This window comes from Streptomyces sp. NPDC029041 (genome assembly GCF_040637515.1).
Lineage (GTDB): Bacteria > Actinomycetota > Actinomycetes > Streptomycetales > Streptomycetaceae > Streptomyces.
Window position 1 is genome coordinate 179,744 of sequence record NZ_JBEZWO010000011.1, and the last position, 26,833, is coordinate 206,576.

Below are 26,833 nucleotides of genomic sequence, written 5' to 3' on the forward strand. Positions count from 1 at the left end.
AGGGCTGTCACCCGGCCGCCCGGGTCCCGCTCTTCTTGCTCTGCGCGTTGAACTCCGCGACGTTGCGCTGGTGTTGCCGGTAGTCCGCCGTGAACCGGGTGTCGCCCGGGCGGACGGTGACGAAGTACAGCCAGTCGCCCGCGGTCGGGTTGACGGCCGCGCGCATCGCCTCCTCGCCCGGGCTGCCGATCGGCGTGGGCGGCAGGCCCATGCGCTGGTAGGAGTTGTAGGGGCTCTCGATCCGGGTGTCGCTCTCGGACGTACGGAGGGCCGAGCGGTTGAGGGCGTAGTTGATGGTGGAGTCCATCTGCAGGGGCATCCCGCGTTCGAGGCGGTTGAAGACGACCCGGGCCACCTTGCCCATGTCGGCCCCGGTGACGGCCTCGGCCTGGACGATGCTCGCGATGGTGACGGCCTGATACACGTTCATGGCGTTGCGCTGCGCCCCGGCCGCGATGGGCGCACCGTTGAACTTCGCGTTCGCGGTGTCGACCATCAGCGCGAGGAGCTTGTCCGGAGTGGTCTTCGCCTGGAGCGGATACGTGGCCGGGAAGAGGTAGCCCTCCGGATTGCCCTCGGCTTCGTTGGGCAGTTTCAGCGCGGCCTTGTCCAGGGACTTCCGCGTACTGCCGGCAGGCAGGGCGAGGGCCTTGTCGACGGCCGCGTAGACCTGGCTCGCGCGACGGCCCTCCGGGACGGTCAGGGTCGCGGGCCGGCTCCTCTTCTCCTCGGTCCCGGGCCGCAGGGTCAGCAACGGCACCGCCACGGCGGTACCGACCACGACGGCTCCGGTCGCGACGAGGGCGATGCGGCCCCGGCGCGTCAGTCGAATCGTGCTCCGTGGCGGAGTGTTCTTCTCCATGCGGGCACGGTAACTGGCATATCGCCAGAAACCCGGCATATTTTCATCTTGTCGGTTCCAGTTGGGCATCCCGGCGTACGAGTGCCGCATACCGGCCGCCCTCCTCCAGGAGGTCCTCGTGCGTACCGCGTTCGACCGCGCGCCCGGCGTCGAGGACCACGATCTGGTCGGCCCCCCGCACGGTGGACAGCCGGTGGGCGATGGTGAGGGTGGTGCGGTCGGCCGACAGGGCGTCGATGGCGTCCTGGACGGCCGCCTCGGTCCGGGTGTCCAGCGCGCTGGTGGCCTCGTCGAGGATGAGGACCGGCGGGTCGCGCAGGATGGTGCGGGCAATGGCCAGCCGCTGCTTCTCACCGCCGGAGAAGCGGTGGCCGCGCTCGCCGACGACGGTGTCGTAGCCGTCGGGCAGGGCTGCGATGTGGTCGTGGATCTGCGCCGCCTTCGCCGCCTGGTGGAGTTCCTCGTCGGTGGCGTCGGGCTTGGCGAAGCGCAGGTTCTCGGCGACCGAGGCATGGAAAAGGTACGTCTCCTGCGAGACGACGCCGACCGCGCGCGCCAGGGTGTCGAAGTCGAGGTCGCGGACGTCGGTCCCGTCGAGGGTGACGCGGCCGCCGGTGACGTCGTAGAGCCGGGGCACGAGGTAGCCGAGGGTGGACTTGCCGGCCCCGGTCGGGCCGACGATCGCGAGGCTGCCGCCGGCCGGGACGGTGAGGTCGATCGCGTCGAGGACCGGGCCGCCCTTGCCGTCGTAGCCGAAGGAGACGTTCTCGAAGCGGACCTCGCCCTTGATCCGGTCGAGGCGCACCGGGTCGGGGCGTTCGGTGATGTCGATCGGCAGGTCGAGGTACTCGAAGATGCGCTGGAAGAGCGCGAGCGACGTCTGGATCTGCACCCCGGTCGACAGCAGGCTCACGGCCGGGCGGAACAGGCCCTGCTGGAGCGAGACGAAGGCGACGATGGTGCCGATGGAAACCTCCGGGCCGCCCAGCTGGAGGGCCATGCCGGCGGTCCAGTAGATGACGGCGGGCAGGGCTGCCATGACGATCGTGATGACGGCCATGCGCCACCGGCCGGCCATGTTCGACCGCACTTCCAGGTCGACGAGTTTCTCCGACTCGTCGGCGAAGGACTTGGTCAACGAGTCGGAGCGGCCCATCGTGCGGCCGAGCAGGATGCCGCTGACGGAGAGCGACTCGGTGACCGTGGCGGCCATGGCGGCCATCTGCTTCTGACGCTGGGTGGTGATCTTCCGGCGTTCGTCGCCGACACGGCGGCTGATCCACACGAACACCGGCAGCAGCAGCAACGAGACGACCGTCAGGCGCCAGTCGAGGGCGATCATCGCGACGATCGTGGCGACCACGCTGGTGACGTTGGAGACCAGGGAGGTCGCGGTGGAGGTGACGGTGGCCTGCATGCCGCCGATGTCGTTGGCGATGCGGGACTGCACCTCACCCGTGCGGGTGCGAGTGAAGAAGGCCAGGGACATGCGCTGGAGCCGGCCGTAGACGGCGGTGCGCAGGTCGTGCATGACGCGCTGGCCGACCGTCGTGGAGATCAGCGTCTGCAGGACCCCGAAGACGCTGGTGAGGACGGCGCTGAGGATCATGCCGAGGGCGAGCAGGCTGAGCAGACCCGTGCGCCCCTCGGGGATCGCGACGTCCAGGATCTCCTTCAGCAAGAAAGGCGTGGCGACCGAGACCAGGGACGCGGCGCCGACCAGCAGGCCGACGATCGCGAGACGGCCCCGGTAGGGGCGGAAGAGGCCGAGGATGCGGCGGACCTGCCGGGGCTGCTCCTTGGAGTCGGCCGGCGGGGTCCAGGAGGCTTCACGGTCGGGATGCATGGGCTCCTACGAGGGATGCGGAGGATCGGATCACAGCTCATTGTTACCTATACTCACAATGAACGGCATCCTGATATTGTTCCCGCATGACCATGCCCGATTCCGACGGTCTGCTCGCCGAGCAGCTGCTGCGGCTCACCCGTCGGGTGCACCGCATCCAGAAGCGCCATATGGAGCACCGCGAGCTCGGTATCACCCCGGCCCAGTCCCGGCTGCTGCGCACGCTCGCGCACTGGGGCTCGCCGCCGCGCATGGCCGATCTGGCCGAGCGCCTGGAGGTGGTGCCGCGGGCCGTCACGACACTGGTCGACGGTCTGGAGGCGAGCGGCAAGGTACGGCGGGTTCCCGACCCGGCGAACCGGCGGGTGATCCGCATCGAGCTGACGGACGACGGCCGGGGCGCGCTGCGCGAGCTGCGGGCGGCACGCAGGTCGGCCGCGGAGGAAATCCTCGCCCCGCTGACGGAGGATCAGCGCGAAGCGCTCGGAGGGTTGCTGGACACGCTGATCGACGGGACGCCGGTGCAGTCCTGCTGACGGCGCCAGCCACGCCAGCGGCCACCGACGCCGCCCAGCCGACCGGCGGGAGCAGAACAGCGGACGGCACGCCCCAGCCGACCGACGGGAACACCGCAGCCGACAGCAGCACGGCCCAGCCGACCGACGGGAACACCACAGGGGACACCAGCACGCCCCAGCCGACCGACGGGAACACCACAGGGGACACCAGCACGCCCCAGCCGACCGACGGGAACACAGGGGACACCAGCACGGCCCAGCCGACCGGCGGGAGCACCACAGCCGACAGCCGACACGCCCCAGCCGACCGGTGGGAGCACGGCAGCGGGCCGCGGCCGCCGCTCGTCCTGCCGGTGCGGTGGGCGCGGTCCGTCGCCGTTTCGGTCAACCGGCCTCGGGGGCGGGCTCCTTGAGGTCCTCGGTCTTCTGGGCCGGGATGTCCGGCACCGGAGCCGCGATGCCGGCCCCGGCGGCGGCACCCTTCTGGATGCCGGCCGGCACGAGGGCGTCCTCCGTGTCACCGGCGCCCTTCCCGGCGTCGTCCGGCGCCTGAGCACCCTCCCCGTCCAGCGTCCTCTTCGCCTGATCGATGTCCAGGGCCCCCTCCCAGCGGGACACCGCGAAGACGGCGACGCAGTTGCCGAGCAGGTTCGTGACGACGCGCATCGAGTCCATGATGCGGTCCACTCCGAGCAGCAGCGCGACGGCCCCGGCCGGGATCGCCCCGAGGGATGACGCGGTCGCCGAGAGGGCCAGGAACGCCGAACCCGGAATACCCGCCATGCCCTTGCTGGTCAGCATCAGCACCAGGACCACGGTGATCTGCTGGCCGAGGCTGAGATCCACACCCACCGCCTGGGCGATGAACAGCGTGCCGATGGACAGGTACAGCGAGGCGCCGTCGAGGTTGAAGGAGTAGCCGGTGGGGAGCACCAGCCCCACGGCGTCGTCGCGGGCGCCCGCCCGGCGCAGCTTCTGCATGACGCGGGGCATCACCGACTCGGTGGACGCGGTGCCGAGCGCCAGCAGCATCTCCTCGCGGATGTAGCGCAGGAACTTCCACAGGCTGAGCCCGGTGACGGCCTTCAGGGCGATGGCGAGCAGCGCGACGAACAGCGCCGCGGCCACGTAGCAGAGCACGATGAGCTTGGCGTACGTCCTCATCACGCCCAGGCCGTAGTTGCCGACCAGGTGGGCCATCGCACCGAACACCGCGAGCGGGGCCAGCCGCATGATGAAGCCGACGATCGCGAAGATGATCTCCTGTGCCTGCTCGATCGCCGGCAGGATCTTCGGCACCTTGGTGTGCCCGAGGTGCAACAGCGCGGCGCCCACCAGGCAGGCCAGGATGAGGACTTGGAGCAGTTCGTTCTCGGCGAAGGCGCCCAGGAAACTCTGCGGAAGCGCGTTCAGCACGAACTCGGTCGTCGTGGGCAGATGGCCACCGCCCGTCGTCTCGTTCACCGCCGCGGTGTCCAGCGAGGACGGGTCGACGTTCATGCCCTTGCCCGGGCCGACGACGTTGGCGGCGACGAGACCGATGACCAAGGCGGCGGTGGAGGCGATCTCGAACCAGATGAGGGCCTTCACCCCGATCCGGCCGAAGGCCTTCAGGTCACCGGCCTTGGCGATGCCGACGACGACCACGCAGAACACCAGCGGCGAGATCACCGTCTTGATGAGCCGCGTGAAACCGTCGCCGAGCGGCTGGAGAGCCGTGGCCGTGTCCGGCCACAGCTTTCCGACGACGATTCCGAGGACGAGCGCGCAGCAGACCTGCGCGAAAAGCGAGGTGCGCAGGGTGCGTGCGACGCGTCGCGGGAGGGACGGTACGGACGGCGGCACGAAGCCTCCTAGGGGGACGGGACACAGAGAAGCCGGAGGGGACTTCTGTGATGCGGAACGGGGATTCCACTTCCGACACCCTGAAGGCTGTCTTGATCGCGCACAAGACCGCGACGTTTCAGCCAAGTAAAACGTCGCGCCTGACACCCGTCACACACCCCCGGGAGGTCACCTCAGCAACGGCTCCGGTCCTCCGTGAGCACTCCCTGCACGGTGGTCAGGGTGCGGTCGTAGCAGCCGCGCGAGCCGTACAGCCGGTAGCGCTCGCTCGTGGTGCCGACCGCGTGGCGCTGGTCGCGCGGCACGTTCGCCGTATAGGTCGCGTCGCCCGTGTACGAGTCGTCGAGCCGTGACCACCCGGTACGCCGCCCGCCGTTCGTCCCGACGACCGTGGCGCGGTCGACGAGCGTCAGGACCGTGCGCAGGCGGTCACCCGCGCCGAGGGTGGTCGTGCCGTCCATCGTGTACGTGCGGTGAGTGCGCGTGGTGCGTGCGCCGACGGTCACCGACTCGTCGTCGGTCCAGGTGGCTTCGAGAGCGTCACGCGTCTCGCCGTCGGTCCAGCGGTGCGTGGAGGTACCGGTCAGCGCGCGGCTGACGGTGGTTCTGACGCGGCCGTGCGACGTGTCGACGTAACCGCCGACCATCAGCCGGTGGGCGCCCTCCGTTTCCACCCGATGCTCCGAACCCGGCGTGTATTCGGAGGAGTTGGAGAGGTCTTCCGCCTTGTGTACGGTGAGCCTCCCGGTGACCCGCTCGCGCCGCTCGTCCTGCCAGACGAGGACGTTCACGGGCGTGCTCCAGCCGCTCTGCCCCTCGGGCACGCCCACGACCGAGACCTCGACGCGGTGCGGGCGGCCGTCGTTGAGGATCCCGGCGAAGGGGGTGAGGTCGTAGGTGATCGGCTTGATGTCGAAGGCCCGCGGGCCCGGGATCACGTACCAGAGGAAGGGGTTGGACCAGCCCCCGGTCCACACCGTCGGGAAGGGGGCCGCGATGCCGGCGAGCCGGCCGTCGACGCTGATCTGCACCTCCCGGTAGGGGCCTTGACCGGCCTTGCAGGAATAGGGCGCCGGATCGGGCACCGTCAGGTACCAGTACTCCTCGCAGCCGCCGCCGGAGCCGGTCGCGTACACCTCGGCGAGGATGCGCTCACTGTTGCGCGGGGTGGTGAGGGCCGATCCGCCGTCGAGGGTGAGGACCCGGTCGGGGCCCTTCGGATCGGGTCGCCCCGGGTAGAACGTCAGGGTGACCTTGACGTCGAGGACGCCGGTGTAGGTGTCGTCGACGACGTTCCCGATGAGCATCTCGACGTCCCGGCTCCTGCGGAAGGTGTCGGCGTAGCGCGTGACGTCCTTCTCCACGGACCACTCGATGCCGTCGGGTGAGGGCTGCGGCGTCGACGTCCGGAAGATCTCGACGCCGCCGACGTGGAGATAGCCGAGCCGGTCGTACTGACGCCCCTTGACCTTGCCGTCGAGCCGCAGCACCACCTTGCCCCAGCGGTCGCCGCAGCCGCCGGGCGGGGTGTAGGTGCCGCGGTACGGGGTGAAGTCCCGGAACTGCGCCTGCGCGAGGGTGACTTCGCAGGACTTGCCGGCGGGCCTCGCGACGGGCGGCGCGGCCGTGACCGGGTCGTGCCAGTCGGTGCCGAACTCGGCGGGGACACCGGCCGGCCGGGCCGGGAGGTCCGCCGCCCCGGCGGGAACGGTGCCGAGGAAGGTGCCCGCCAGAAGGGTCGCCCCCGCGAGCATGGACATGACGATCCGTCTCTTCATGGGCGGTGTTCTACGGGGAGTCGGCCACCCGCGCAATGAGGCCTAGGCCGCCAGGTCCGACCGGTCCCCCATCACCACCACGGGACGCTGCCGCGGGTCGAGCGTGCGCAGCAGGTATCTCATCGCCGGCTTCGGCACGCTGACGCATGCCGACGTGCCGCTGCCGTGGTCCATGTGCAGCCAGATCCCGCCGCCCTTCTTCTCGCCCTCGGGGCGGGTCTGGTCGTTCGGCGGGGTGCCCTTCACGCGGTTGTAGTCGATGGCGATGACGTAGTCGAAGTCGTGCCAGTACGACTTCGGCCACCAGCGCGGCGCGGCGAAGGCCGCGGAGCGGGTGTACGGGAGCCCGGAGCCCGGGTCCGGCAGCACGCCGCCTGCGTCGCTGAGGGTGAACACCCCCACGGGGCTGCGGTCGTCGTCCTCGTGGTGGTCCGTGGTCCAGCCCTTCTTGCCGTTGTGCCCGGCCCAGCCGCGCTCCCGCTGCCAAGTCGAGCCGTGTTTCGTGTAGAGCACGACCGTGGAGTCGGCGGAGTCCTTCCCGTCGCCGTAGACCGCGACCACCTGACGTGCGGCGGGCGGGATCCGCCGTTGGAGCCGCTCGCCGACGCCGGGGATGCGCGTCGGGGCGGCCGTGGCCGCGGGGGCGCGGGTCGCCCGGCCCGCGGCATCCGTACCCCCGGTGCCCTCCGGGCCGCAGGCGGCCAGAGCCGTCAGGAAAGAGGCGAGGACCGCCGTCGCGGCCACCGATCGTCGTACGCCGCCAGTGTGCATCGCTCCATGGTCGCACCGGGGCCCGGGCGGTCGGCGCAGCCCCGGACCGTGGATTCGCGACGTGTGCCAGGCCGTTGCCCGGACGGGGGGTCAAACCCGCATGCGCCTGGCTGCCGGAGGGTCCCGCACGCAGGACGGCCAATTTCGCACGGCTGGCGGCCGCTTCTGCCCGGCCGCCAGCCGGTCCCGCACGCAGGACGGCCAGTTCCGCACGGCCGGCGGCCAGTCCTGCACGGCTGCCGGTAGCCCTGCACGCAGGACGGCCGGTTCCGTGCGGCGGACGGAAAACCGTTTGCCTCCGGCCGCGCCGCAACGCGAACCTGTCACGGTTTGCTGCCTCCGTCGGCGGCCGCCCCCACTCCCCCGCCGACCCGCCTCCCCACCCGTTCGCCCCCTGACACGAGCCACTGGGACGTCATGCAGATTCAAGACCTTCCGTACCCCGACCCGGGCGTGCCGGACACGCGTTCGGGCCCCCGATTCCTGTGGTGGCTCTTCCGGAACCAGTTGGGCGGTCAGCTCAAATCGCTCAGCTGGGGGCTGCTGCACTTCTCCTCCGTCGCCGCCCTGCCGTTCTGTGTCGGGGTCGCCGTGCAGGCCGTCGTCGACCGCTCCGGCACCCGGCTCGCCCTGGCGGGCGGCCTGCTGGCCCTGGCCTGCGTCGGCAACGCGGTCGGTGACACCTACCTGCACCGCACCGCGATCACCAACTGGATCACCGCGGCCGCGCGCGTCCAGCAACTCCTCGCCCGCAAGGCCGCCCATCTGGGCTCGGCGCTGACCCGGCGGGTCGCGGCCGGTGAGGTGGTGGCGGTGTCGACGGGCGACGTCGAGAAGATCGGCTGGTTCGTCGAGGCCCTGTCCCGCTTCACCGCGGCCGTGGTCACCGTCTTCCTGGTCTGCACCGGCCTGCTCGTCTACCAGCCGGCGCTCGGCGTGGTCGTCGCCGTGGGGCTGCCCGCGCTGGCGCTCGCCGTGCTGCCGCTGCTGCCCCGCGCCACACGGCGTGCCGACACCCAGCGCGAGAAGGCCGGACGCGCCACCGAACTGGCCTCCGACACCGTCGCCGGTCTGCGGGTGCTGCGGGGCATCGGCGGGGAGGAACTGTTCCTCGACCGCTACCGCAGCGCCTCCCAGGAGGTCCGTCACGCCGCCGTGCGCAGCGCCCGGATGTGGTCCCTGATCTCCGCGATCCAGGTCCTGCTGCCCGGGCTGCTGCTCATCGCCGTCGTCTGGTACGGCGTGGGGCTGGCGCGCGAGGGCCGGATCACCGTCGGCGAACTGGTCACCGTCTACAGCTCGGTCATGGTCCTGACCTACCCGCTGAGGCACTTCGAGGAGATCGCCATGGCGTACTCCTTCTCCCGGCCGTCCGCCCAGCGGGCCGCGGGAGTGCTGTCGCTGCAGCGGCCCACGGACACCGCCGGGTCACGCGCGGCCGAGGTCCCCTCGGGCGACCTGTACGACCCGCAGACCGGGCTGCTCGCGCCCGCCGGCCGGCTCACGGCCGTGGTGTGCGGCGACCCGGACGCGGCGGGCCTGCTGGCGGAACGGCTGGGCGGACACCCGTCGAACGAGGGCACCTCGGTGCTGCTGGGCGGCGTGCCGCTCGACGAACTCCCGCTGGACAGCGCCCGTACGGCCGTCCTGGTCCAGGACAAGGACCCGGTGCTGCTGTCCGGCACGCTGCGCGAGCTGCTCGACGTACCCGCGTCGGGTGCGGTGGCCCCGCGGGAGGCGCTGGCCGCCGCGCAGTGCGACGACGTGCTGGCGGCGCTGGTGCAGGGCTCCCTGGACGCGGCCGACCCGATGGACGCCCGGATCACCGAACGCGGCCGGTCCCTGTCCGGCGGCCAGCGCCAGCGGCTAGCGCTCGCCCGGTCGCTGGTCACGGACCCGGAAGCGCTCGTCCTGGACGAGCCGACCTCGGCCGTCGACTCGCACACCGAGGCGCGGATCGCCCAGGGCGTGCGGGAGTTGCGGGAGGGGCGCACGACCGTGGTGTTCACCTCCTCCCCGCTGCTGCTGGACCGCGCCGACCGGGTGGTGTTCCTGCACGACGGGGAGGCCGTGGCGGTCGGCGTCCACCGTGAACTGGTGAACACCGAGCCGCGCTACCGGGCGGTGGTCACCCGCGAGACGGAGGACGAGGCCGCGCTGAACGGCTCCGTCGCCCTCGAGGACGTACTGCAGGAACTGGAAGAGATCGAGGAGAAGGCATGATCGGCGTCGCGCCACCGGCGTACGACCCGGCGGCCCCGACGACGGCGAACACCCTGCCGGTCGGCGCGCCCGAGACCGTCCGCGGCTACGTGGCCGAACTGTTGCGCCGGCACCGGCGGGCGTTCCTGTTGCTGGTCGCCGTCAACACGGCCGCCGTGATCGCCTCGATGGCCGGTCCCTGGTTGCTGGGCGGGCTGGTGGAGCGGGTGTCCGACGGAGCCGGGAACCTGCGGCTGGAGCTGACGGCCGGCCTCTTCGTGGCCGCGCTGGCCGTCCAGGCCGTGTTCGTCCGGCAGGTGCGGCTGCGCGGCGCGATGCTGGGTGAGCGGATGCTGGCCGACCTGCGCGAGGACTTCCTCGTCCGGTCCGTCGGACTGCCGCCCGGGGTGCTGGAGCGGGCGGGGACCGGCGACCTGCTGTCGCGCATCACGACGGACATCGACCGCTTGGGCAACGCCATGCGCGAGGCCGTACCGCAGCTGTCGATCGGCGTGGTGTGGGTGGTCCTTCTGATGGGCGGCCTGGTGATCACGGCGCCGCCGCTGGCGCTGGCGGTGCTGCTGGCCCTGCCGCTGCTGATCGCCGGCTGCCGCTGGTACTTCCGGCGGGCTCCCGCGGCCTACCGTTCCGAGGCCGCCGGGTACGCCGCCGTGGCCGCCGCGCTCGCCGAGACCGTGGACGCGGGGCGCACCGTCGAGGCCCACCGGCTCGGCGAGCGCCGGGTCGAGCTGTCGGAGCGCCGGATCCGGGAGTGGACGGCGTGGGAGCGGTACACGCTCTGGCTGCGGTCGGTGCTCTTCCCGGTCATCAACACCACCCACGTGACCGTGCTCGCGTCGGTTCTGATGGTCGGCGGTGTGTTCGCCCTGCACGGGTGGATCGACGTGGGCCAGCTGACGACCGGCGCGCTCATCGCGCAGATGCTGGTCGACCCGGTGGGCATGATCCTGCGCTGGTACGACGAGTTGCAGGTGGCCCAGGTGTCGCTGGCGCGGCTCGTCGGAGTCCGGGACATCGAGCCGGACGCCGGGGATCCGAACGTGGCCCCCGACGGGCGGCATGTGCACGCCGACCGGGTGCACTTCGGCTACCTGGAGGGCGTGGACGTCCTGCGCAAGGTGTCCCTGGAGGTCGCCCCCGGCACCCGGCTGGCCCTGGTCGGCCCCTCGGGTGCGGGGAAGTCCACCTTGGGCCGGTTGCTCGCAGGGATCTACGCGCCCCGGGACGGCCGGATCACTCTGGGCGGCACCGAGCTGTCCCGGATGCCCGCCGAGCACGTCCGCTCCCACGTGGCCCTGGTCAACCAGGAACACCATGTCTTCGTGGGCTCCCTGCGCGACAACCTGCGGCTCGCGCGGACCGGTGCGGTCGACGCCGAGCTGTGGGCGGCGCTGGGGGCGGTCGACGCCGACGGCTGGGCCCGGGCTCTGGAGGACGGTCTGGACACCGAGGTCGGCTCGGGCGGGCTCGCGCTCACCCCGGCCCAGGCCCAGCAGATCGCGCTGGCCCGCCTGGTGCTGGCCGACCCGCACACGCTGGTCCTGGACGAGGCGACCTCCCTGCTCGACCCGCGCGCCGCCCGCAACCTGGAACGCTCGCTGGCCCGGGTCCTCGACGGCCGCACCGTCGTCGCCATCGCCCACCGGCTGCACACGGCCCACGACGCGGACGTCATCGCCGTCGTCGAGAACGGCCGGATCAGCGAGCTGGGCAGCCACGAGGAACTGGTGGCGGCGGACGGGGCGTACGCGGCGCTGTGGAGGTCCTGGCACGGGTGAGCACCTCGTCGCGCCGGGCGGCGTGCGCCTCCTCGGGGGCGGCCACGTCCTTGGCGTTGCGCGGGAGCGAACCGGGGTGGAAGGCTGGAATCAGGCACCGGCTCGGGGACGCCCGGGAAGCAGTGGTCCGGGCGGCGTCAGTGCTCCGTGGCGGCCGCCCGGCACGGGTCCTGTGAGAACGGGCCCGTCCACCCCCTGGAGGTACCCGTGAACAGCTCCGACGGCTGGGGAGACGACGTCTACCAGCCGGACCAGGATGAGCAGAGGGAGGACACGGGGCTGCTCGACGCCGAGGACACCCTGGAGAACGACGGCGTCGAGGATCCCCTGGACCGGGGCTGGTCCCCTCCCGAGCGGCCCTGGGCCGTCGAGCACCTCGGGGTGACGGCGGCCGAGCGGCAGCGGGGCGAGACGCTGGACCAGCGGCTCTCCGAGGAACTGCCGGACGCCGCCGCCCCGGACGGTGACGGCCTGGGGGACTGTGCGGGCACCGACGGGGAACTCCTGGACAACGAGGTGGGCGCCGCACGTTCCGGCCGGCTCGTGGCACCCGACGAAGGCGCCCACGAGGACGAGGAGGAAGCCCTGGTCGCCATGGACGTGGGCATCGACGGCGCCGCCGCGTCGGCCGAGGAGGCCGCCGTGCACATCGTCGACGAGGACACCCTGTCCGGCTGACCGCAGGACCGGCCCGAGCCGCTCGAGGAGCATCCATGCAGCAGGACAAGCACCCCGACTACCACCCCGTCGTCTTCCGCGACCGCGCCGCCGGGTACGCCTTCCTCACCCGGTCCACCGCGACCAGCGATCGGACCATCGAATGGGACGACGGCGAGACCTACCCCGTCGTGGACGTGGAGATCTCCTCGGAGAGCCACCCCTTCTACACGGGCAAGGCCCGCACGGTGGACTCGGAGGGCAGGGTCGCCGCGTTCGAGCGGCGCTACGGCGGCGGCTGAGGCGCGTTGCGCGGGCCGCGCTCAGATGAAGTTGAGCGCCGCGGCGCAGCCCACTCCGCCGAGGAGCATGAACACCGGCATCAGCACCTTGAGCTCGACCCAGCTGCCGGCCCGGAACCGCATGGCCTTCGGGGGCCCGATCGGGTACCAGCGCTTGCGCCCGACCGGGATGGGCCACAGGATCGGGCAGCCGGACACGGTGAGCGCGTCCCCGATGTCGTGCACGATCGCGCCCAGCACCACCGGCAGTCCCAGCCACAGGTACTCCTGGCCCGGCGCCGTGAACAGCCAATCCGCGCCGTTGCCCGGCTGGTCCAGTATGCCCGCGAGGATCCACGCGGTGGTCGCGGCCAGCAGCCACACCAGGACCTCGCTGCTGGAGCCGCGCGTCGCCCGCCACAGCAGGCCCTCGATGGCCAGGACCATGTGCACGAACAGGACCGCGAGCACGCCCCAGCGGTCGCTGGTGATCGCCACCACCGAGGTGCCCGCACCGATCAGGACCGCCCACAGCCAGGTGTGCGTCAGCGTGCGGTGCCCGCCGGAGCGGCGCGGGTCGCCCTGCTTCTTGGTGGCCTTGTAGACGGCGTACGACAGCTTGTCGACGATCTCGCACAGCCAGCGCGACAGCGGTCCGAAGGACCGGGAGATGGTGGCCGCCTTGTGGTCGAGATCGGGGGCGAGGGCGGCTCCGGCGCAGATCAGGGCGCCGACGAGGAGGACCGGCCAGGGCATCGGGTGCCCGGCCGCGGCGGCGGCCGCACCGACGCCGAGCCAGGCGGCGGCTCCCGACAGTGAGTGTGCTGGTCCCATCATGGCCGCTGCCCGCCCCATTCGTCCTGTGCCGCTGTCCAGTTGACCGGGCGCGCTGACGTCCCGTCGGCGCCCCAGCGTAGCGTTCGTGATCTTCGGCCCCGCAGCCGATTCCCGCATCGGGCACCGGGCCAGGCAAGATGGGGGCGTGACCCTCATCGATCAGCTGCCGCGGACCCCCGACCCCGACGCCCTGTACGAAGCCTTCGAGTCGTGGGCCGGCGAGCGGGGTCTCACGCTCTACCCGCACCAGGAGGAGGCGCTGATCGAGGTGGTCTCCGGTGCGAACGTGATCGTGTCGACGCCCACGGGGTCCGGCAAGAGCATGATCGCGGCGGGCGCGCACTTCGCGGCCCTCGCCCGTGACGAGGTCACCTTCTACACCGCGCCGATCAAGGCGCTGGTGTCGGAGAAGTTCTTCGAGCTGTGCAAGATCTTCGGCACCGAGAACGTCGGCATGCTGACCGGCGACGCGTCGGTCAACGCCGACGCCCCCGTCATCTGCTGCACCGCCGAGGTGCTCGCGTCGATCGCGTTGCGCGACGGCAAGGACGCCGATGTCGGCCAGGTCGTGATGGACGAGTTCCACTTCTACGCCGAGGGCGACCGCGGCTGGGCCTGGCAGATCCCGATCCTGGAGCTGCCGCAGGCGCAGTTCGTGCTGATGTCGGCGACGCTGGGCGACGTCTCCTTCTTCGAGAAGGACCTCACTCGCCGCACCGGTCGCCCCACGGCGGTGGTCCGCTCGGCGACCCGCCCCGTACCGCTGTCGTACGAGTACCGCTACACGCCGCTCACCGAGACCCTCACCGATCTGCTGTCCGCCCGGCAGGCGCCCGTCTACATCGTGCACTTCACGCAGGCGCAGGCCGTGGAGCGGGCGCAGGCGCTGATGAGCATCAACATGTGCTCGAAGGAGGAGAAGGAGCAGATCGCCGAGCTGATCGGCAACTTCCGCTTCACCACGAAGTTCGGCCGCAACCTCTCCCGTTACGTCCGGCACGGCATCGGCGTGCACCACGCCGGCATGCTGCCCAAGTACCGGCGCCTGGTGGAGAAGCTCGCCCAGGCCGGTCTGCTGAAGGTCATCTGCGGCACCGACACCCTCGGCGTCGGCGTCAACGTCCCGATCCGCACCGTGCTGTTCACGGCCCTCACCAAGTACGACGGCACCCGCGTACGCACCCTGCGCGCCCGGGAGTTCCACCAGATCGCGGGCCGCGCCGGGCGGGCCGGGTACGACACGGAGGGCTTCGTCGTCGCGCAGGCTCCCGAGCACGTCGTCGAGAACGAGAAGGCCCTCGCCAAGGCGGGCGACGACCCCAAGAAGCGCCGCAAGGTCGTCCGCAAGAAGGCCCCCGAGGGTTTCGTGGCCTGGTCGGAGCAGACCTTCGAGAAGCTCATCGGCTCCGAGCCGGAGCCGCTGACCTCCCGTTTCCGCGTGACGCACACGATGCTGCTCTCGGTGATCGCCCGCCCCGGCAACGCCTTCGAGGCGATGCGCCGGCTGCTGGAGGACAACCACGAGCCGCGCAAGCAGCAGTTGCGGCACATTCGCCGGGCCATCGCGATCTACCGCTCACTGCTGGACGGCGGCATCGTCGAGAAGCTCGACCAGCCGGACGCCGAGGGCCGCATCGTCCGCCTCACGGTCGACCTCCAGCAGGACTTCGCCCTCAACCAGCCCCTGTCCACCTTCGCGCTCGCCGCGTTCGAGCTGCTCGACCCGGAGTCGCCGTCGTACGCCCTCGACATGGTGTCCGTCGTGGAGTCCACGCTCGACGACCCGCGGCAGATCCTCGCCGCCCAGCAGAACAAGGCGCGCGGCGAGGCCGTCGCCGCGATGAAGGCCGATGGCGTCGAGTACGAGGAGCGCATGGAGCGTCTCCAGGACATCACGTACCCCAAGCCCCTGGAGGAGCTGCTCTTCCACGCCTACGACACGTACCGCAAGAGCCACCCCTGGGTCGGCGACCATCCGCTGTCGCCGAAGTCCGTGATCCGTGACATGTACGAACGGGCGCTGTCCTTCACCGAGTTGGTGTCCCACTACGAGCTGGCCCGCACCGAGGGCATCGTGCTGCGCTATCTCGCCAGCGCCTTCAAGGCCCTCGACCACACCGTCCCGGACGACCTCAAGTCCGAGGACCTCCAGGACCTGATCGCCTGGCTGGGCGAGATGGTGCGCCAGGTCGACTCCAGTCTGCTGGACGAGTGGGAGCAGCTCGCGAACCCGGCGGAGATGACGGCCGAGGAGGCCCAGGAGAAGGCAGACGAGGTCAAGCCGGTCACCGCCAACGCGCGCGCCTTCCGCGTCCTGGTCCGCAACGCCATGTTCCGCCGCGTGGAGCTGGCCGCCCTCGACCAGGTCGGCGAACTGGGCGAGATGGACGCGGAGTCCGGCTGGGACGCCGACGCGTGGGGCGAGGCGATGGACAAGTACTGGGACGAGTACGAGGATCTCGGCACCGGCCCCGACGCCCGCGGCCCCAAGCTGCTGATCATCGAGGAGGAGCCGGAGAACGCCCTGTGGCGGGTCCGGCAGATCTTCCACGACCCGAACGGCGACCACGACTGGGGCATCAGCGCGGAGGTCGACCTCACGGCCTCGGACGCGGAGGGCCGCGCGATCGTCCGCGTCACCGACGTCGGCCAGCTGTGACGGGCCGGGCAGCAGCGAGCACAGGAGAATCCCACCCATGACGACGAACCCGGCCGAGAGGCTCGTCGACCTGCTCGACCTGGAGCAGATCGAGGTCAACATCTTCCGCGGCCGCAGCCCGCAGGAGTCCCTGCAGCGGGTCTTCGGCGGTCAGGTGGCCGGGCAGGCCCTGGTCGCCGCCGGCCGCACCACCGAGGGTGACCGTCCGGTGCACTCGCTGCACGCGTACTTCCTGCGCCCCGGCCGGCCGGGCGTGCCGATCGTGTACCAGGTCGAGCATGTGCGCGACGGGCGGTCGTTCACCACCCGCCGGGTCACGGCCGTGCAGCAGGGCCGCACGATCTTCAATCTCACCGCCTCCTTCCACAAGCCGGAGGAGGGCAGCTTCGAGCACCAGTTGCCGCCCGCCCGCAAGGTCCCGGACCCGGAGTCCCTGCCCACCGTCACGGACGAGATCCGCGAGCACCTGGGCGCACTGCCCGAGCAACTGGAGCGGATGGCCCGCCGCCAGCCTTTCGACATCCGTTACGTCGACCGCCTGCGCTGGACCGCCGAGGAGGCGCGGGACGCCGAGCCGCGCAGCGCCGTGTGGATGCGCGCGGTCGGGCCGCTGGGCGACGATCCGCTCGTGCACACCTGCGCCCTCACCTACGCCAGCGACATGACCCTCCTGGACGCCGTGCGCATTCCGGTCGAGCCGCTGTGGGGACCGCGCGGCTTCGACATGGCGTCGCTGGACCACGCCATGTGGTTCCACCGCCCGTTCCGCGCGGACGACTGGCTCCTCTACGACCAGGAGTCGCCGATCGCGGTCGGCGGCCGTGGCCTCGCCAGGGGCCGGATCTACGACCGCGAGGGCCGTCTCGTCGTGTCCGTGGTGCAGGAGGGACTCTTCCGGAAGCTGGGCTGACCTGCGCGAAGGGGAGAGCCGGCCCGCCTGGCTGCGATCGCGTCCCCGACCGGATGCGGCGACCATGGCAGGAGCAGGCACCGTCGGCGTCACACGCCCGCCGCTCCGGGAGGTGGCCACGCTGCACACCGTGCTCCCCGTCGTGTTCGCGATCTGCGCGGCCTTCAGCAACGCGGTCGCGACCGTACTCCAACGCAAGGCGGCGCTCACCGTGCCCGCCTCCCAGGGGTTGCGGGCCGGGCTGATCGTCGATCTGCTGCACCGGCCGGTGTGGCTGGCCGGCATCCTCGCGGTGATCGGCGCCGCAGTCTGCCAGGCGCTGGCGCTGGCCACCGGGCCGCTGACCATCGTGCAGCCGCTCTTCGTGCTGGAACTGCCGCTCACCCTCGTCGTCGCCTCTGTGCTCATGCACCGGCACCTGCCGGGCAAGGGATGGCTGGCCGTCGCTGTGGTGGTGGCCGGTCTGGCGGTCGCGCTGGCCGCCGCCGCACCCGCCGGCAACCGCACCCATGTGGCGCTGGACCGCTGGATTCCCGCGCTCGCCGTGGGCGCGGGGGCGGTGGTCGTCCTCGCCGTCGCGGCCCTCCGGCGGCCCGCGGGCCGGGCCCGGGCGGCCTGTCTGGGTGCCGCGACCGCGATCAGCTACGCGGCGACCGCGGCACTGATGAAAGCCGCCACCCACATCCTCGACGATCAGGGCCTCGCAGGCTTCCTCACCGCATGGCAGACGTACGCCTTCGCCGCCACCGGCGTGTGCGCGCTGTTCCTGCTGGAGAACGCCATGCAGGCCGGGCCGCTGGTCGCCTCGCAGCCCGCGCTCACCCTGGGCGACGCTCTGGTGAGCCTCGCCCTCGGCATCACCCTGTACGAGGAGACCATCCGCTCCGGGTGGTGGCTGCTGCCCCAGCTGGCCGGCGTCGCGCTGATCGCCGCGGGGGTGTTCGCACTGGCGCGCATCCCGTTCACACAGTCACTGGTGGCCCCCGACGACGAGCGCGAGACCGCCGCGGCGCCCTGACCCCGAGCGGAGACGGTCCACCACGTGAGGCCTCGGCCGGCCGGCGACTCGCACGGACACCTCCACCGGCCGGGCAGGCACTGGTCGGCCTCGTCCCCGAGTGCCTGAGTCAGCCCGTCACTTTGATCCGCCGCCCCGCGGTCACGGCCGCGCCCGCCAGCACGGTCGCCAGGGCGGCCTTGCGCAGCGCGGTGCGCCGTCGCCCGCCCCAGCCGCCGTGGACCGCGCCCTCGCCGGGTGCCGGAACGTGCAGCGCACCGTGCGTGGCGGGAGCGTCCTCGTCGTGGTCCAGATGAGTCCTGTCCGTCTGCCGGGCCATGGCCCGCTCCGCGAGCGCGGGCGCCATCCGGGCCTGGCGGACCAGCGCGCGGCCCGCCGGGCCGACCACGACCTCCCGGCGCGGGCGGCGGACGAGCGCCACGACCGCGTCGGCGACGCGCTCAGGTGTGTAGACGGGCGGCATGGCCACGACCTTGTGCCCGGTGTAGTTGGCCGCCTGCTGGAAGTGCGGCGTGTCGATGGTCGCGGGCAGCACCGTGCACACGTCGATGCCTTTCACGCCTTCCACGCGCAACTGCTGCCGCAGACCGGAGCCGAGCGCCCGTACGGCATGCTTGGACATACCGTACGGGTGACTGTAGGGCTGGGCGACGGCCCCCACGATGGACGAGACGTTGATCAGGGTGCCCGAGCCTTGTTCCCGCATCACCGGAAGCGCCGCCCGGGCGCCGTACACGCATCCCATGACGTTGACGTCCAGGACCTTGCGGAAGTCCTCCATCGGCACGTCCTCGAAACGGCCGAAGGCGTTGACCGCGGCGTTGTTGACCCACACGTCGATCCGGCCGAACTCCTGCACCGCTCGCCGCGCCAGGTCCTCGACCGCCCCGACGTCGCTCACGTCGGTCGGCACGACCAGTGTCCGCGCCCCCCGGTGCCTCGCACACTCCTCGGCGGCCGCCCGCAGCGCTTCCTCACGACGCGCCGCCAGTACCACGGCACAGCCCTTGCGGGCGAACGCCTCCGCCGTGGCCCGCCCGATCCCGCTGGACGCCCCGGTCACCACCACCACGTGATCCTTCAGTCGCATCCCGTACCTCCTCATGTCTGCGTGCGCGGGCCGGGCGCCTGGTGCCCGTCTCCGCGGCACGCCGGGTACCCGCCCCGTGCGCGCCGGCACGGGCTCGGACCGGGTCACCGGTCCGGCTGGCACCGCGGGCACCACACCGTGCCCCGGCCCGCCATACGGGTCCGGCGCAGCCCGGCGCCGCACCGCGGGCACCTCGGGTCACGGTCGTCCCGGTGCCCGGTGAGCCAGGAGTCACGCGGCGGTACGCAGCCGGCGGTGACCGATGAGCGCAGGGTGCGGCGCATCTCGCTGTACAGCCTGTGGCGGTCCTCAGGGGTGAGATCACGCGCCCCCTGGTCAGGGCGCAGCCGGGCCCGCCACAGGATCTCGTCGGCGAGCAGGTTGCCGAGCCCGGCTAGCACGGACTGGTCGGTGAGGGCCGTCTTGAGCTGCCCCCGCCGCGACGTGAGCACCTCCTCGAATTCCGGACGGCCCACCTCCAGCGCGTCGGGCCCCTGCCTCCGCAGCAGCCGGTCGACGTCGGACTCGTCGTGGGCCAGCCACAGCCCCTGCAGTTTGCGCTGGTCACGGAAGCGCAGCTGACGGCCGCCGCCCAGGGTGAACAGGACGCGGTCATGCGTTTCGACGGGATCATCGGCGTGCCCGCAGACCAGCCGCCCGGTCATGCCGAAGTGCAGGACGAGGGTGGGGCCGCCGGTACGGGCGAGCAGCCACTTGCCGTGCCGCTCCGGCGTACCGAACCGCCGCCCCTCGAGCGCGTCCCGCAGCCGCCTTGGGCCCACGCCGTGCAGGACACCCGGGTCTCGCACGTCGACCCGGCGGATGACGCGTCCCTTCGCGCAGGACTCGAGCACCTGCCGGAAGCCTTCGACGTCGGGAAGCTCGGGCACGGCCGGCGCGTCAGGTTTCCTGCAGGACGGAGAGCACGTTCCCCGCCGGGTCGGTGAACCAGGCGATCAGCGGACCGCCGCCGCGGAAGATGCCCTTGTCGTCCGTCTCGAGATGGTCGTAGCGCTCGAAACGCACGCCTTTCCTGCCCAGCTCGTCGACCGCGGCCTCGATGTCCTCGACCGGGAAGTTGAGGATGGTGAACGTCGCCGGCGTGTGGTCCGGCTTGGGGTAGACCAGGGTGTCCCGGTCACCCGCGATGTGCAGGATCAGCAGCCCGTTCTGTTCCGACACCCGGAGCCCGAGCGTGTCGGCGTAGAACGCCTTGGCCGCGTCGATGTCGTCCACCGAGAACCCGCTGAACGCTTTCGTCGTACCGAACATGGTCGCCTCCCGGACACAGTCTCCTGAGGGGCTGACCCCGGCGCATCCGGAAAGTCATCGGTCGACGGGCCAGGCGGTGGGCCGTTGCCGCCGGGTCACTCGGCCGGCCGCCGGCCTCTGCGGCGGAACCAGCCCAGCACACCGTGGGCAGGAACGGGGGCCGAGGGCGTGGGCCGCTTGGACGGCAGGGCGGGAGGTGAGGCGGGCGATTCTGACCCCGGGGGCCGGATCCGGGGTGGGACGAGCGGCCTCGACCGTGGTCGCGGTGCCGGGGCCGACGCGGGGGGCTCTGCGGCTGCTGACGGCATCGGGGCGGGTGCCTCGGTTTCGGGGTCGCGCCGGCGGGCCGTCTCCATCGTGTGGGCCAGGTCAGCGCGGAACCAGGCCACCTCGTCCGGCTCGCTCGCCGTCATCAGCGTCTCGGCCAGCTCGGCGGTGGGTGAACCGGGCGTGCCGTGCACCGGGAGCCGGGGACGGCAGCGGGCCAGGCGGGCTCGCTCGTCGGGAGCCCGGACGATGTCCGCCACGTCGGCCGGATCGAGGAGGGAGGCGACCGCCGCCGCGTGCGCCCACGGGTCGTCGCCGGCCTGCCGCGTCAGGAACCCGACGTGACGCCCCCGCCAGTTGCGGGGCCGCCGGTCCATTCCGGCCTTCAGCCCTTCCCGGATCTCCGTGGGTGTGCGGCGGGCGGCCAGCAACCGGGCGTTACTCCTCTCGGCGGCGAACTGCCTCAGTTCTTCGGCCAGATACAGCCAGACGACGGTCCGGTAGCGGTTCAGGCAGAACGTCACCGGAACCAGCAGGCCATAGCGCGCGAGGCTCGTGAACCGGGTGGGCGCCACCCCCATGAGCTCGGCGCCCTGCGTGGTTCCGACGGTCGCGACGCGTTCGCGCAGGGTGCCCGGGAAACCGTCCGCGGAGCGCAACCGGTCGATCTCGGCCCGGGCCACCTGCCTGCCTCCGCCTCCTTCGCCGAGAACGGTCCGGATGAGTCCCAGGTTCACCGCGAGGTCGAACTCCCGTCGTTTGAGCTCCAGTTCACGGGCGGCCCGGCTCGGGGCGCAGGTGGTGCGGTCGGATGTCGTGCTGATGCGTGCCATGGTCGGTCTCCCCCGTGGAGTCAGCGGCTCACGCCGTGTGCGATGGCCGTGTGCGGCGGCCGAATGCGCTGGCCGTACGCGCTGGCCGTGAAAAAACCGTAGCCGCTTCGGCGAATCTCGTGGCGAGCCTGTGGATAACTCCACGGGGATGGCGAACGTGCAGGTCAGAGGTCTGTGATCGGTTTCGGTTCGGGCTGGCGCGCATCGACGTCGAGACGCTCGCCGACCCGGTTGACCAGCAGTGTCATCTCGTAGGCGATCTGGCCGATGTCGGCCTCCGCGCCGCTGAGGACACAGAGACAGCTGCCCGTGCCGGCCGCGGTGACGAACAGCACCGCGTCGTCGAACTCGATCATCGTCTGGCGCACGCTGCCCGCGCCGAAGTGCCGTCCGGAGCCCTTGGCCAGGCTGTGCAGCCCGGACGACACGGCCGCGAGGTGCTCGGCGTCCTCGCGGCGCAGTCCGGTGCTCGCTCCGGTCACCAGGCCGTCGTTGGACAGGACGAGTGCGTGCCGCACCTCGTGGACGCGCTCGGTCAAGTCGTCCAGCAGCCAGTCGAGTCCCTGGTTCTGCGTCATCTTCCGGTCTCCCCGTTTTCTCCCCGTGCGAATTCCCTCCTGGCCGGAGGATTTCCTTGTCAGCCTTCCCCACGACCGCGGTCGGGGCAAGGAGGATGGGAGCCATGGCAGAGAAGATGACCGACGCGCAGTGGCGGGAGTTCGTTTCCCACGGAACCCGCACCGCAAAGCTCTCCACGGTCCGGGCCGACGGCAGCCCGCACGTGGTTCCGATCTGGTTCCTTCTGGACGGCGACGAGGTGGTGTTCAACACCGGCAAGGACAGCGTGAAGGGGCGCAACATCGTCCGGGACGGCCGGATCGCCCTGTGCGTGGACGACGACCGGCCGCCGTACTCCTTCGTGGTGCTGCGAGGCCGGGCCCGCGTATCGGAGGACCTCGACGAGATACGGCACTGGGCGACCCGGATCGGCGCCCGGTACATGGGTGAGGAGCGCGCCGAGGAGTTCGGTGCGCGCAACGGCGTCCCCGGCGAACTCCTCGTCCGTGTCACCGTCGACAGGGTGCTGGCCGAGCGGGACGTCGCGAACTGACGCTCCGGACGCGCGGCTTGCTCAGCCGACCGAGTCGAGCAGCCGGGCGGTGTGCACCCGCCCGGCGTACTCGACGAGCCGGATCAGCACCTCCTTTCCCGAGTCGCGGTCACGGGCGTCGCACAGCACCACGGGCGTGCCCCTGTCGAGGTCGAGGGCACGCGAGACGTCCGGGGCGCCGTGCCGCCGGGCGCCCGCGAAGCAGTTGACGGCCACGACGAACGGGATGCGCCGGTGCTCGAAGTAGTCGACCGCTGGGAAGCAGTCCTCCAGACGGCGGGTGTCCGCGAGGACCACCGCACCGAGCGCCCCCTGCGACAACTCGTCCCACAGGAACCAGAAGCGGTCCTGGCCCGGCGTGCCGAACAGGTACAGGGAGAGGCCGGACCGGATGGTGATGCGTCCGAAATCCATGGCGACGGTGGTGGTGGTCTTGTGGTCCACGCCGTCCGTGTCGTCCACCGACTGCCCGGCTTCGCTGAGGAGTTCCTCCGTGCGCAGCGGCCGGATCTCGCTGACGGCGCCCACCAGGGTGGTCTTGCCCACGCCGAAACCGCCGGCGACCAGAATCTTGAGCGCCAGCGCGGCGGTCTCGCCGTCCGGGGCGTCGGAGTGCTCGGAGACCATTGATCACTTCTCTCAGGAGTGCCGGGTGTCGTGAGTGCGCGGGAGTGTGTCGGAAGTGCGCGGGTGTCGGGAGTGCCTGGGTCGTGCGGTTTTCCGTCGGTGTGCCGGGGCTACAGCGCTCTCAGCCCCTCGATCACCTCGCGCAGGATGCGTTCGTCGGGCAGCTGCGCCGGTGGAACGGGACGGCTGACGGTGACGCAGCCGAGTTCGAGGAGGTCGCCGAGGAGGACCCTGACCACGCCGACGGGCAGATCCGCACCTGCGGCGAGTTCGGCGACCGACTGGGTCTCCGGGCGGCACAGGTCGATGAGGTTGCGGTGTTCCGGGCCGAGCGGGGCGTCTTGCAGTCCGGGGGCCCCCGGGTCCAGCGTGACCAGGGCGATCAGGTCGAACCGTACGCCGGTGGGGCCGGGCCGGGTACGCCCACCCGTCATGGCGTAGGGGCGGACGAGCGGACCGGCCTCGCTGTCGTACCAGTGGCTGCCCTGCTCGCGCGGGGTGCCCGTCATGTCCTCGGTCATCTGCGCGGACCGTTCTCCCGGTTCATCCGGCGGCGGGTGGCCGCGCGGCCGTGCGGGGCGCCGTGCCGAGGTGCTCGCCGACGCGTTTGACCAGGCGGGCCATCTCGTAGGCCACAAGGCCGATGTCGGCGGTGACGGCGGTGAGGAGGGCGAGGCAGGAGCCGTCGCCCGCGGCGGCCACGAACAGGAAGCCCTCGTCCATCTCCACCATGGTCTGGCGGACTCCGCCGGCGCCGAAGTGCCGTCCCGCGCCCTTGGCGAGGCTGTGGAAGCCCGAGGCGACCGCGGCCAGGTGCTCGGCGTCCTCGCGGCGCAGGCCGGAGGAGGCACCCACGGCGAGGCCGTCGTTGGACAGCACCACGGCGTGCCGGATGTCGCTCACGCGGAGCACCAGATCGTCCAGCAGCCAGTCGAGTTCGCCGGATCGCCGGGCGGACTGTGTGCTCGGGTCCTGGATCATGCGGGGTCTCCTTCGCTGCTGTCGCTGCCCGTCGCGGGGCCGGGGGTGGAGCCGCGGCCGGATTGCCTGCCGCCGCCGCGCGTCCAGCCGTCGCGGTAGGCGGCCATGCGGTCGCGTACGAGTTCCGGCGTCCGCTCGTCGTCCGGCGGAGCGGGCACGGGCGGCTCTTCGGGGCGCTTGTCGCGCAGTTGGGGAGCGAGGCTGGCCTGACGTACGCGGCGCGGGAGGTCGTCGGAGTCTTCGGGCTGCTGCGGTGGGCGGTGCAGTCGCAAGGTGGCGACTCCTGGGGGTGGGGTCCGGCTCGGGGTCTCGAGGTGACGCGGGCCGTCCTCGTGACCTGCGGGGTCCACGTGTCCCGCGGTCCCCGCGCGATGTGAGGGAGCCGCGTGAGGCGTGGTCTCGGGCGCCGCGGCGGACGGCACGGGGGCCACGAGGGCGCGCCGGTCGCTCTGGGCGGGGACGGCGTCCTGGAGCGGGGCGTCGTCGGGCACGCGCGCGTAGGCGCGTTCCTCGGGCTGCCGCGCAGGGTCCACCGCTTCGGGGGAGCCTGGTGCCCCGCCCGTGTGGAGGAGTGCGGTGGGCAGCAGGACGACCGCAGTGGTGCCGCCGTACGGGGAGGTCCTCAGGTGAACCTTGACTTCGTGCCGCGCGGCGAGTCGGCTGACCACGAACAGGCCAAGCCGGTCGCTGTCGAACAGATCGAGCGCCTCGGACTGGGCGACGCGGCGGTTGGCCTCGGTGAGGGTCTCCTTGCCCATGCCGAGGCCGCGGTCCTCGACCTCGACGGCGTAGCCGTTGCCGACGGGTTCGCCGGTGACGCGCACCCGCGTGTGGGGCGGGGAGAACTGGGCGGCGTTCTCGATGAGCTCGGCCAGCAGATGAGTGAGGTCGGCGACGGCCGCGCCCACCACGGCCGCCTCGGGAAGTGGCCGTACCTCCACGCGCGCGTAGTCCTCCACTTCGGAGACCGCGGCGCGGACCACGTTCGTCAGGGAGACCGGCATGCGCCAGGCCCGGCCCGGGGCGGCCCCGGAGAGGATGATCAGGCTCTCCGCGTGGCGCCTCATGCGGGTGGTGAGGTGGTCGAGGCGGAAGAGGTCGCTCAGCTCGTTCGGATCGTCCGAGCGGCGTTCCATGCTGTCCAGGAGGGCAAGCTGCCGGTGGACGAGGATCTGGCTGCGGCGGGCGAGGTTGACGAAGACGCCGGAGATCCCGCTGGCGAGTTCGGCGCGTTCCACGGCGGCCCGCAGCGCCGCGCGGTGCACAGTGGTGAGGGCCTCCGCCACCTGCGCCGTCTCGTCCTCCGCGGGCGCTTCCTGCGGTGCCTCGGCGCGGATGTCGATCTCTTCGCCGGCGCGGAGCCTGCGCATGGCGTCGGGCAGTTTGCGCCGGGCGATCTCCAGGGCGCTGTTGCGCAGGCCTTCCAGTTCCACCACGAGGCCGCGGCCGATGCGCACGGAGATGACGAGCGAGGCCGCGACGGCGGCGAGGCCGAGCAGGACGGCGGCGCCGGCCGGGGTGAGCAGTCCCCGGGTGAACGGGTCGGCCCGCTCGGCGACCCCGCGTGCCGCGTCGTCCTCGATGGTGTGCATGCCGTTCTGCACGCGCGCGTGTGCCGTGTTCCAGGTGTTCTCGGGTGCCGCTTCGATGGCCTTCGCGCCCGGCCCGCGGGTGAGGACGGCGTCCTCGGTGTCGCCCAGACCGGCGTAGGCGCTGCTGTCGGCGAGGGCCTCCCACGCGGAGCGTTCGAGACCGCTCAGGTCCGCGACGGCCGACTCGGTGAGCGTGCGGCGCAGGTCGACGGCGCCGGTGAAGAGCCTCAGCCGCTCCCCCGTCAGGGTGCCCTCCAGGCGGGAGCTCGCCAGCAGCGCGTCCTCCTGGGCCAACGCCTCGCCCGCACGGGCCAGTTCGAGCAGTACGCGCGCGTCGGATCCGAGGTCGGCGTCCCCGATGCCGGTCAGGGCGCCTTCGACGCCGAAGGCGGCCGAGATGGTCCGGGTGTAGCGGTCGTACGTCTCCGCCCAGTCGGCGCGCCGGTCCCGTACCGCGGTGCGCAGCGGCCGCAGTTGCTCGGCACCGGAGACGAACGTCCGCAGCCGCTGGGCGACTCCGGCGGGCAGTTCCCCGCTGTCGGCGACGGTGGTGCCTTGTCCCAGGCGCAGTTTCGCGACGGCCCGGTCGGTGCGCCTGGCGAGCTCGTCCAGTTCGTCGGCCCGGACGGCGGACGGGTCGGTGGCGTGACGTACTGCGGCGGCGCGTTCGGCCTGGAGAGCCGTGACGGCGGCGGAGACGGGCGCGCGGACCGTGGCGTCCACGCGCTGGACCTGCCGGAGCCGGGAGACGTCCTGGGCGGTGGTGACGGTGGCGTATCCCCACAGGGCCAGGAGGGAGACGACCGGCACCATCAGCAGGCAGACGATCTTGGCGCGTACGGTACGGGGCCGTATGTGCCAGCCCTCCCCGTTCGCGGGCACCTCGTCCGGGGCGGCGTCCGACGGCGTGTCGGGACCCTCGTCCGCCGGTGGCCCGGCGTGCGCACGGCGTCCGCGCGCGGGAGGGGGCGGCGCCTCGGCGCCGGCTGTGGGGGTCCTACGGGATGTGCGCATGGACTCCTCGCTCGGGAGTGGGTCGGAGGCTGAAGGCCGGCGCCCTGGCAGGCGCAGCGACGA

The 26,833-nt window shown here is 71.9% G+C and carries 24 protein-coding genes; 9 read left to right on the forward strand and 15 right to left on the reverse strand.

Translation table 11 applies throughout. The annotated features are described in order from the left end of the window. Positions 1-7 precede the first annotated feature (7 nt). Positions 8-862, reverse strand: coding sequence for an endolytic transglycosylase MltG (gene mltG / locus AB0F04_RS27800; RefSeq protein WP_362045929.1), 855 nt, complete (start codon positions 860-862; stop codon positions 8-10). Positions 863-905: 43 nt separating this feature from the next. Then, the gene (locus tag AB0F04_RS27805) at positions 906-2,708 is read right to left on the reverse strand and encodes an ABC transporter ATP-binding protein (protein WP_362045932.1); all 1,803 of its coding nucleotides are present in this window, start codon (positions 2,706-2,708) and stop codon (positions 906-908) included. Positions 2,709-2,794: 86 nt separating this feature from the next. Here AB0F04_RS27805 and AB0F04_RS27810 point away from each other — a divergent pair, with 86 nt between their 5' ends. After that, positions 2,795-3,244: a MarR family transcriptional regulator gene (locus tag AB0F04_RS27810; protein ID WP_362045934.1), complete on the forward strand. Its 450-nt coding sequence runs from the start codon at positions 2,795-2,797 to the stop codon at positions 3,242-3,244. A 366-nt stretch (positions 3,245-3,610) separates the two neighbouring features. On the opposite strand, the gene AB0F04_RS27815 is transcribed toward AB0F04_RS27810, so the two are convergent. From AB0F04_RS27815 to AB0F04_RS27825, 3 genes are all read right to left on the reverse strand, one after another. Then, positions 3,611-5,071, reverse strand: coding sequence for a cation:dicarboxylase symporter family transporter (locus AB0F04_RS27815; RefSeq protein ID WP_362045937.1), 1,461 nt, complete (start codon positions 5,069-5,071; stop codon positions 3,611-3,613). A gap of 173 nt (positions 5,072-5,244) precedes the next feature. Next, a complete protein-coding gene (locus AB0F04_RS27820; protein WP_362045940.1) occupies positions 5,245-6,849 on the reverse strand; it encodes a peptide-N4-asparagine amidase in 1,605 nt (534 codons plus the stop codon). Positions 6,850-6,891: 42 nt separating this feature from the next. After that, positions 6,892-7,620 (reverse strand): hypothetical protein, encoded by a 729-nt coding sequence (locus tag AB0F04_RS27825; RefSeq protein ID WP_362045944.1) that lies wholly within the window; start codon positions 7,618-7,620, stop codon positions 6,892-6,894. Between the two features lie 417 nt (positions 7,621-8,037). Between AB0F04_RS27825 and AB0F04_RS27830 the strand changes: the two genes are divergently transcribed. The 4 genes from AB0F04_RS27830 to AB0F04_RS27845 all read left to right on the forward strand — a co-directional run bounded on the left by AB0F04_RS27830 (position 8,038) and on the right by AB0F04_RS27845 (position 12,580). Further along, positions 8,038-9,843 carry an ABC transporter ATP-binding protein gene (locus tag AB0F04_RS27830; RefSeq protein WP_362045947.1) on the forward strand — a complete coding sequence of 602 codons (1,806 nt, stop codon included), beginning with the start codon at positions 8,038-8,040 and terminating at the stop codon, positions 9,841-9,843. After that, positions 9,840-11,621 carry an ABC transporter ATP-binding protein gene (locus AB0F04_RS27835; protein ID WP_362045950.1) on the forward strand — a complete coding sequence of 594 codons (1,782 nt, stop codon included), beginning with the start codon at positions 9,840-9,842 and terminating at the stop codon, positions 11,619-11,621. Before AB0F04_RS27830 ends, AB0F04_RS27835 begins: the two co-directional genes overlap by 4 nt. 207 nt (positions 11,622-11,828) lie before the next feature. After that, positions 11,829-12,299, forward strand: coding sequence for a DUF5709 domain-containing protein (locus AB0F04_RS27840; protein ID WP_362045953.1), 471 nt, complete (start codon positions 11,829-11,831; stop codon positions 12,297-12,299). 35 nt (positions 12,300-12,334) lie between these two features. After that, positions 12,335-12,580: a type B 50S ribosomal protein L31 gene (locus tag AB0F04_RS27845; protein WP_362045955.1), complete on the forward strand. Its 246-nt coding sequence runs from the start codon at positions 12,335-12,337 to the stop codon at positions 12,578-12,580. A 21-nt stretch (positions 12,581-12,601) separates the two neighbouring features. Here the strand turns inward: AB0F04_RS27845 and AB0F04_RS27850 are convergent, their stop codons facing one another. Continuing rightward, positions 12,602-13,396, reverse strand: coding sequence for a metal-dependent hydrolase (locus AB0F04_RS27850; RefSeq protein ID WP_362045958.1), 795 nt, complete (start codon positions 13,394-13,396; stop codon positions 12,602-12,604). Positions 13,397-13,541: 145 nt separating this feature from the next. On the opposite strand from AB0F04_RS27850, the gene AB0F04_RS27855 reads away from it, so the two are divergent. The 3 genes from AB0F04_RS27855 to AB0F04_RS27865 all read left to right on the forward strand — a co-directional run bounded on the left by AB0F04_RS27855 (position 13,542) and on the right by AB0F04_RS27865 (position 17,983). Then, entirely contained in the window at positions 13,542-16,055 is a 2,514-nt protein-coding gene (locus AB0F04_RS27855; protein ID WP_362045961.1) for a DUF3516 domain-containing protein, read from the forward strand. A 37-nt stretch (positions 16,056-16,092) separates the two neighbouring features. Beyond that, positions 16,093-16,965, forward strand: coding sequence for an acyl-CoA thioesterase II (locus AB0F04_RS27860; RefSeq protein ID WP_033307195.1), 873 nt, complete (start codon positions 16,093-16,095; stop codon positions 16,963-16,965). Between the two features lie 121 nt (positions 16,966-17,086). Then, complete coding sequence (locus AB0F04_RS27865; protein WP_362046252.1) at positions 17,087-17,983, forward strand: DMT family transporter; 897 nt, start codon at positions 17,087-17,089, stop codon at positions 17,981-17,983. Between the two features lie 109 nt (positions 17,984-18,092). Here AB0F04_RS27865 and AB0F04_RS27870 read toward each other — a convergent pair whose 3' ends face one another. The 5 genes from AB0F04_RS27870 to AB0F04_RS27890 all read right to left on the reverse strand — a co-directional run bounded on the left by AB0F04_RS27870 (position 18,093) and on the right by AB0F04_RS27890 (position 22,023). Then, entirely contained in the window at positions 18,093-19,073 is a 981-nt protein-coding gene (locus AB0F04_RS27870; protein ID WP_362045964.1) for an SDR family oxidoreductase, read from the reverse strand. A 104-nt stretch (positions 19,074-19,177) separates the two neighbouring features. Further along, positions 19,178-19,963 carry a DNA-formamidopyrimidine glycosylase family protein gene (locus tag AB0F04_RS27875; RefSeq protein ID WP_362045966.1) on the reverse strand — a complete coding sequence of 262 codons (786 nt, stop codon included), beginning with the start codon at positions 19,961-19,963 and terminating at the stop codon, positions 19,178-19,180. A 10-nt stretch (positions 19,964-19,973) separates the two neighbouring features. Continuing rightward, positions 19,974-20,345, reverse strand: a complete 372-nt coding sequence (locus AB0F04_RS27880) for a VOC family protein (protein ID WP_362045969.1) — start codon at positions 20,343-20,345, stop codon at positions 19,974-19,976. 95 nt (positions 20,346-20,440) lie between these two features. Continuing rightward, entirely contained in the window at positions 20,441-21,445 is a 1,005-nt protein-coding gene (locus AB0F04_RS27885) for a DUF6397 family protein (protein WP_362045972.1), read from the reverse strand. 164 nt (positions 21,446-21,609) lie between these two features. After that, on the reverse strand, positions 21,610-22,023 hold the full coding sequence (locus AB0F04_RS27890) for a roadblock/LC7 domain-containing protein (protein WP_053674302.1): 414 nt from the start codon (positions 22,021-22,023) through the stop codon (positions 21,610-21,612). Between the two features lie 104 nt (positions 22,024-22,127). Here AB0F04_RS27890 and AB0F04_RS27895 point away from each other — a divergent pair, with 104 nt between their 5' ends. Then, on the forward strand, positions 22,128-22,556 hold the full coding sequence (locus tag AB0F04_RS27895; RefSeq protein ID WP_362045974.1) for a PPOX class F420-dependent oxidoreductase: 429 nt from the start codon (positions 22,128-22,130) through the stop codon (positions 22,554-22,556). A gap of 21 nt (positions 22,557-22,577) precedes the next feature. Here the strand turns inward: AB0F04_RS27895 and AB0F04_RS27900 are convergent, their stop codons facing one another. The 4 genes from AB0F04_RS27900 to AB0F04_RS27915 all read right to left on the reverse strand — a co-directional run bounded on the left by AB0F04_RS27900 (position 22,578) and on the right by AB0F04_RS27915 (position 26,770). Then, complete coding sequence (locus tag AB0F04_RS27900) at positions 22,578-23,183, reverse strand: ATP/GTP-binding protein (protein WP_362045977.1); 606 nt, start codon at positions 23,181-23,183, stop codon at positions 22,578-22,580. Between the two features lie 110 nt (positions 23,184-23,293). Further along, positions 23,294-23,704 carry a DUF742 domain-containing protein gene (locus AB0F04_RS27905; protein ID WP_362045980.1) on the reverse strand — a complete coding sequence of 137 codons (411 nt, stop codon included), beginning with the start codon at positions 23,702-23,704 and terminating at the stop codon, positions 23,294-23,296. A gap of 22 nt (positions 23,705-23,726) precedes the next feature. Then, entirely contained in the window at positions 23,727-24,164 is a 438-nt protein-coding gene (locus AB0F04_RS27910) for a roadblock/LC7 domain-containing protein (protein WP_053674298.1), read from the reverse strand. After that, positions 24,161-26,770 carry a nitrate- and nitrite sensing domain-containing protein gene (locus AB0F04_RS27915; RefSeq protein ID WP_362045983.1) on the reverse strand — a complete coding sequence of 870 codons (2,610 nt, stop codon included), beginning with the start codon at positions 26,768-26,770 and terminating at the stop codon, positions 24,161-24,163. Before AB0F04_RS27915 ends, AB0F04_RS27910 begins: the two co-directional genes overlap by 4 nt. Positions 26,771-26,833: the final 63 nt, after the last annotated feature.

Bases quoted from the DNA above. Each gene is read 5' to 3' on its own strand.
- AB0F04_RS27915 (WP_362045983.1), bottom strand. From the start codon at position 26,770: ATGCGCACATCCCGTAGGACCCCCACAGCCGGCGCCGAGGCGCCGCCC.
- AB0F04_RS27835 (WP_362045950.1), top strand. From the start codon at position 9,840: ATGATCGGCGTCGCGCCACCGGCGTACGACCCGGCGGCCCCGACGACG.
- AB0F04_RS27880 (WP_362045969.1), bottom strand. From the start codon at position 20,345: ATGTTCGGTACGACGAAAGCGTTCAGCGGGTTCTCGGTGGACGACATC.
- AB0F04_RS27885 (WP_362045972.1), bottom strand. From the start codon at position 21,445: ATGGCACGCATCAGCACGACATCCGACCGCACCACCTGCGCCCCGAGC.
- AB0F04_RS27905 (WP_362045980.1), bottom strand. From the start codon at position 23,704: ATGACCGAGGACATGACGGGCACCCCGCGCGAGCAGGGCAGCCACTGG.
- AB0F04_RS27825 (WP_362045944.1), bottom strand. From the start codon at position 7,620: ATGCACACTGGCGGCGTACGACGATCGGTGGCCGCGACGGCGGTCCTC.
- AB0F04_RS27895 (WP_362045974.1), top strand. From the start codon at position 22,128: ATGGCAGAGAAGATGACCGACGCGCAGTGGCGGGAGTTCGTTTCCCAC.
- AB0F04_RS27805 (WP_362045932.1), bottom strand. From the start codon at position 2,708: ATGCATCCCGACCGTGAAGCCTCCTGGACCCCGCCGGCCGACTCCAAG.
- AB0F04_RS27900 (WP_362045977.1), bottom strand. From the start codon at position 23,183: ATGGTCTCCGAGCACTCCGACGCCCCGGACGGCGAGACCGCCGCGCTG.
- AB0F04_RS27860 (WP_033307195.1), top strand. From the start codon at position 16,093: ATGACGACGAACCCGGCCGAGAGGCTCGTCGACCTGCTCGACCTGGAG.
- AB0F04_RS27820 (WP_362045940.1), bottom strand. From the start codon at position 6,849: ATGAAGAGACGGATCGTCATGTCCATGCTCGCGGGGGCGACCCTTCTG.
- AB0F04_RS27870 (WP_362045964.1), bottom strand. From the start codon at position 19,073: ATGCGACTGAAGGATCACGTGGTGGTGGTGACCGGGGCGTCCAGCGGG.
- mltG (WP_362045929.1), bottom strand. From the start codon at position 862: ATGGAGAAGAACACTCCGCCACGGAGCACGATTCGACTGACGCGCCGG.
- AB0F04_RS27890 (WP_053674302.1), bottom strand. From the start codon at position 22,023: ATGACGCAGAACCAGGGACTCGACTGGCTGCTGGACGACTTGACCGAG.
- AB0F04_RS27845 (WP_362045955.1), top strand. From the start codon at position 12,335: ATGCAGCAGGACAAGCACCCCGACTACCACCCCGTCGTCTTCCGCGAC.
- AB0F04_RS27850 (WP_362045958.1), bottom strand. From the start codon at position 13,396: ATGATGGGACCAGCACACTCACTGTCGGGAGCCGCCGCCTGGCTCGGC.
- AB0F04_RS27910 (WP_053674298.1), bottom strand. From the start codon at position 24,164: ATGATCCAGGACCCGAGCACACAGTCCGCCCGGCGATCCGGCGAACTC.
- AB0F04_RS27810 (WP_362045934.1), top strand. From the start codon at position 2,795: ATGACCATGCCCGATTCCGACGGTCTGCTCGCCGAGCAGCTGCTGCGG.
- AB0F04_RS27830 (WP_362045947.1), top strand. From the start codon at position 8,038: ATGCAGATTCAAGACCTTCCGTACCCCGACCCGGGCGTGCCGGACACG.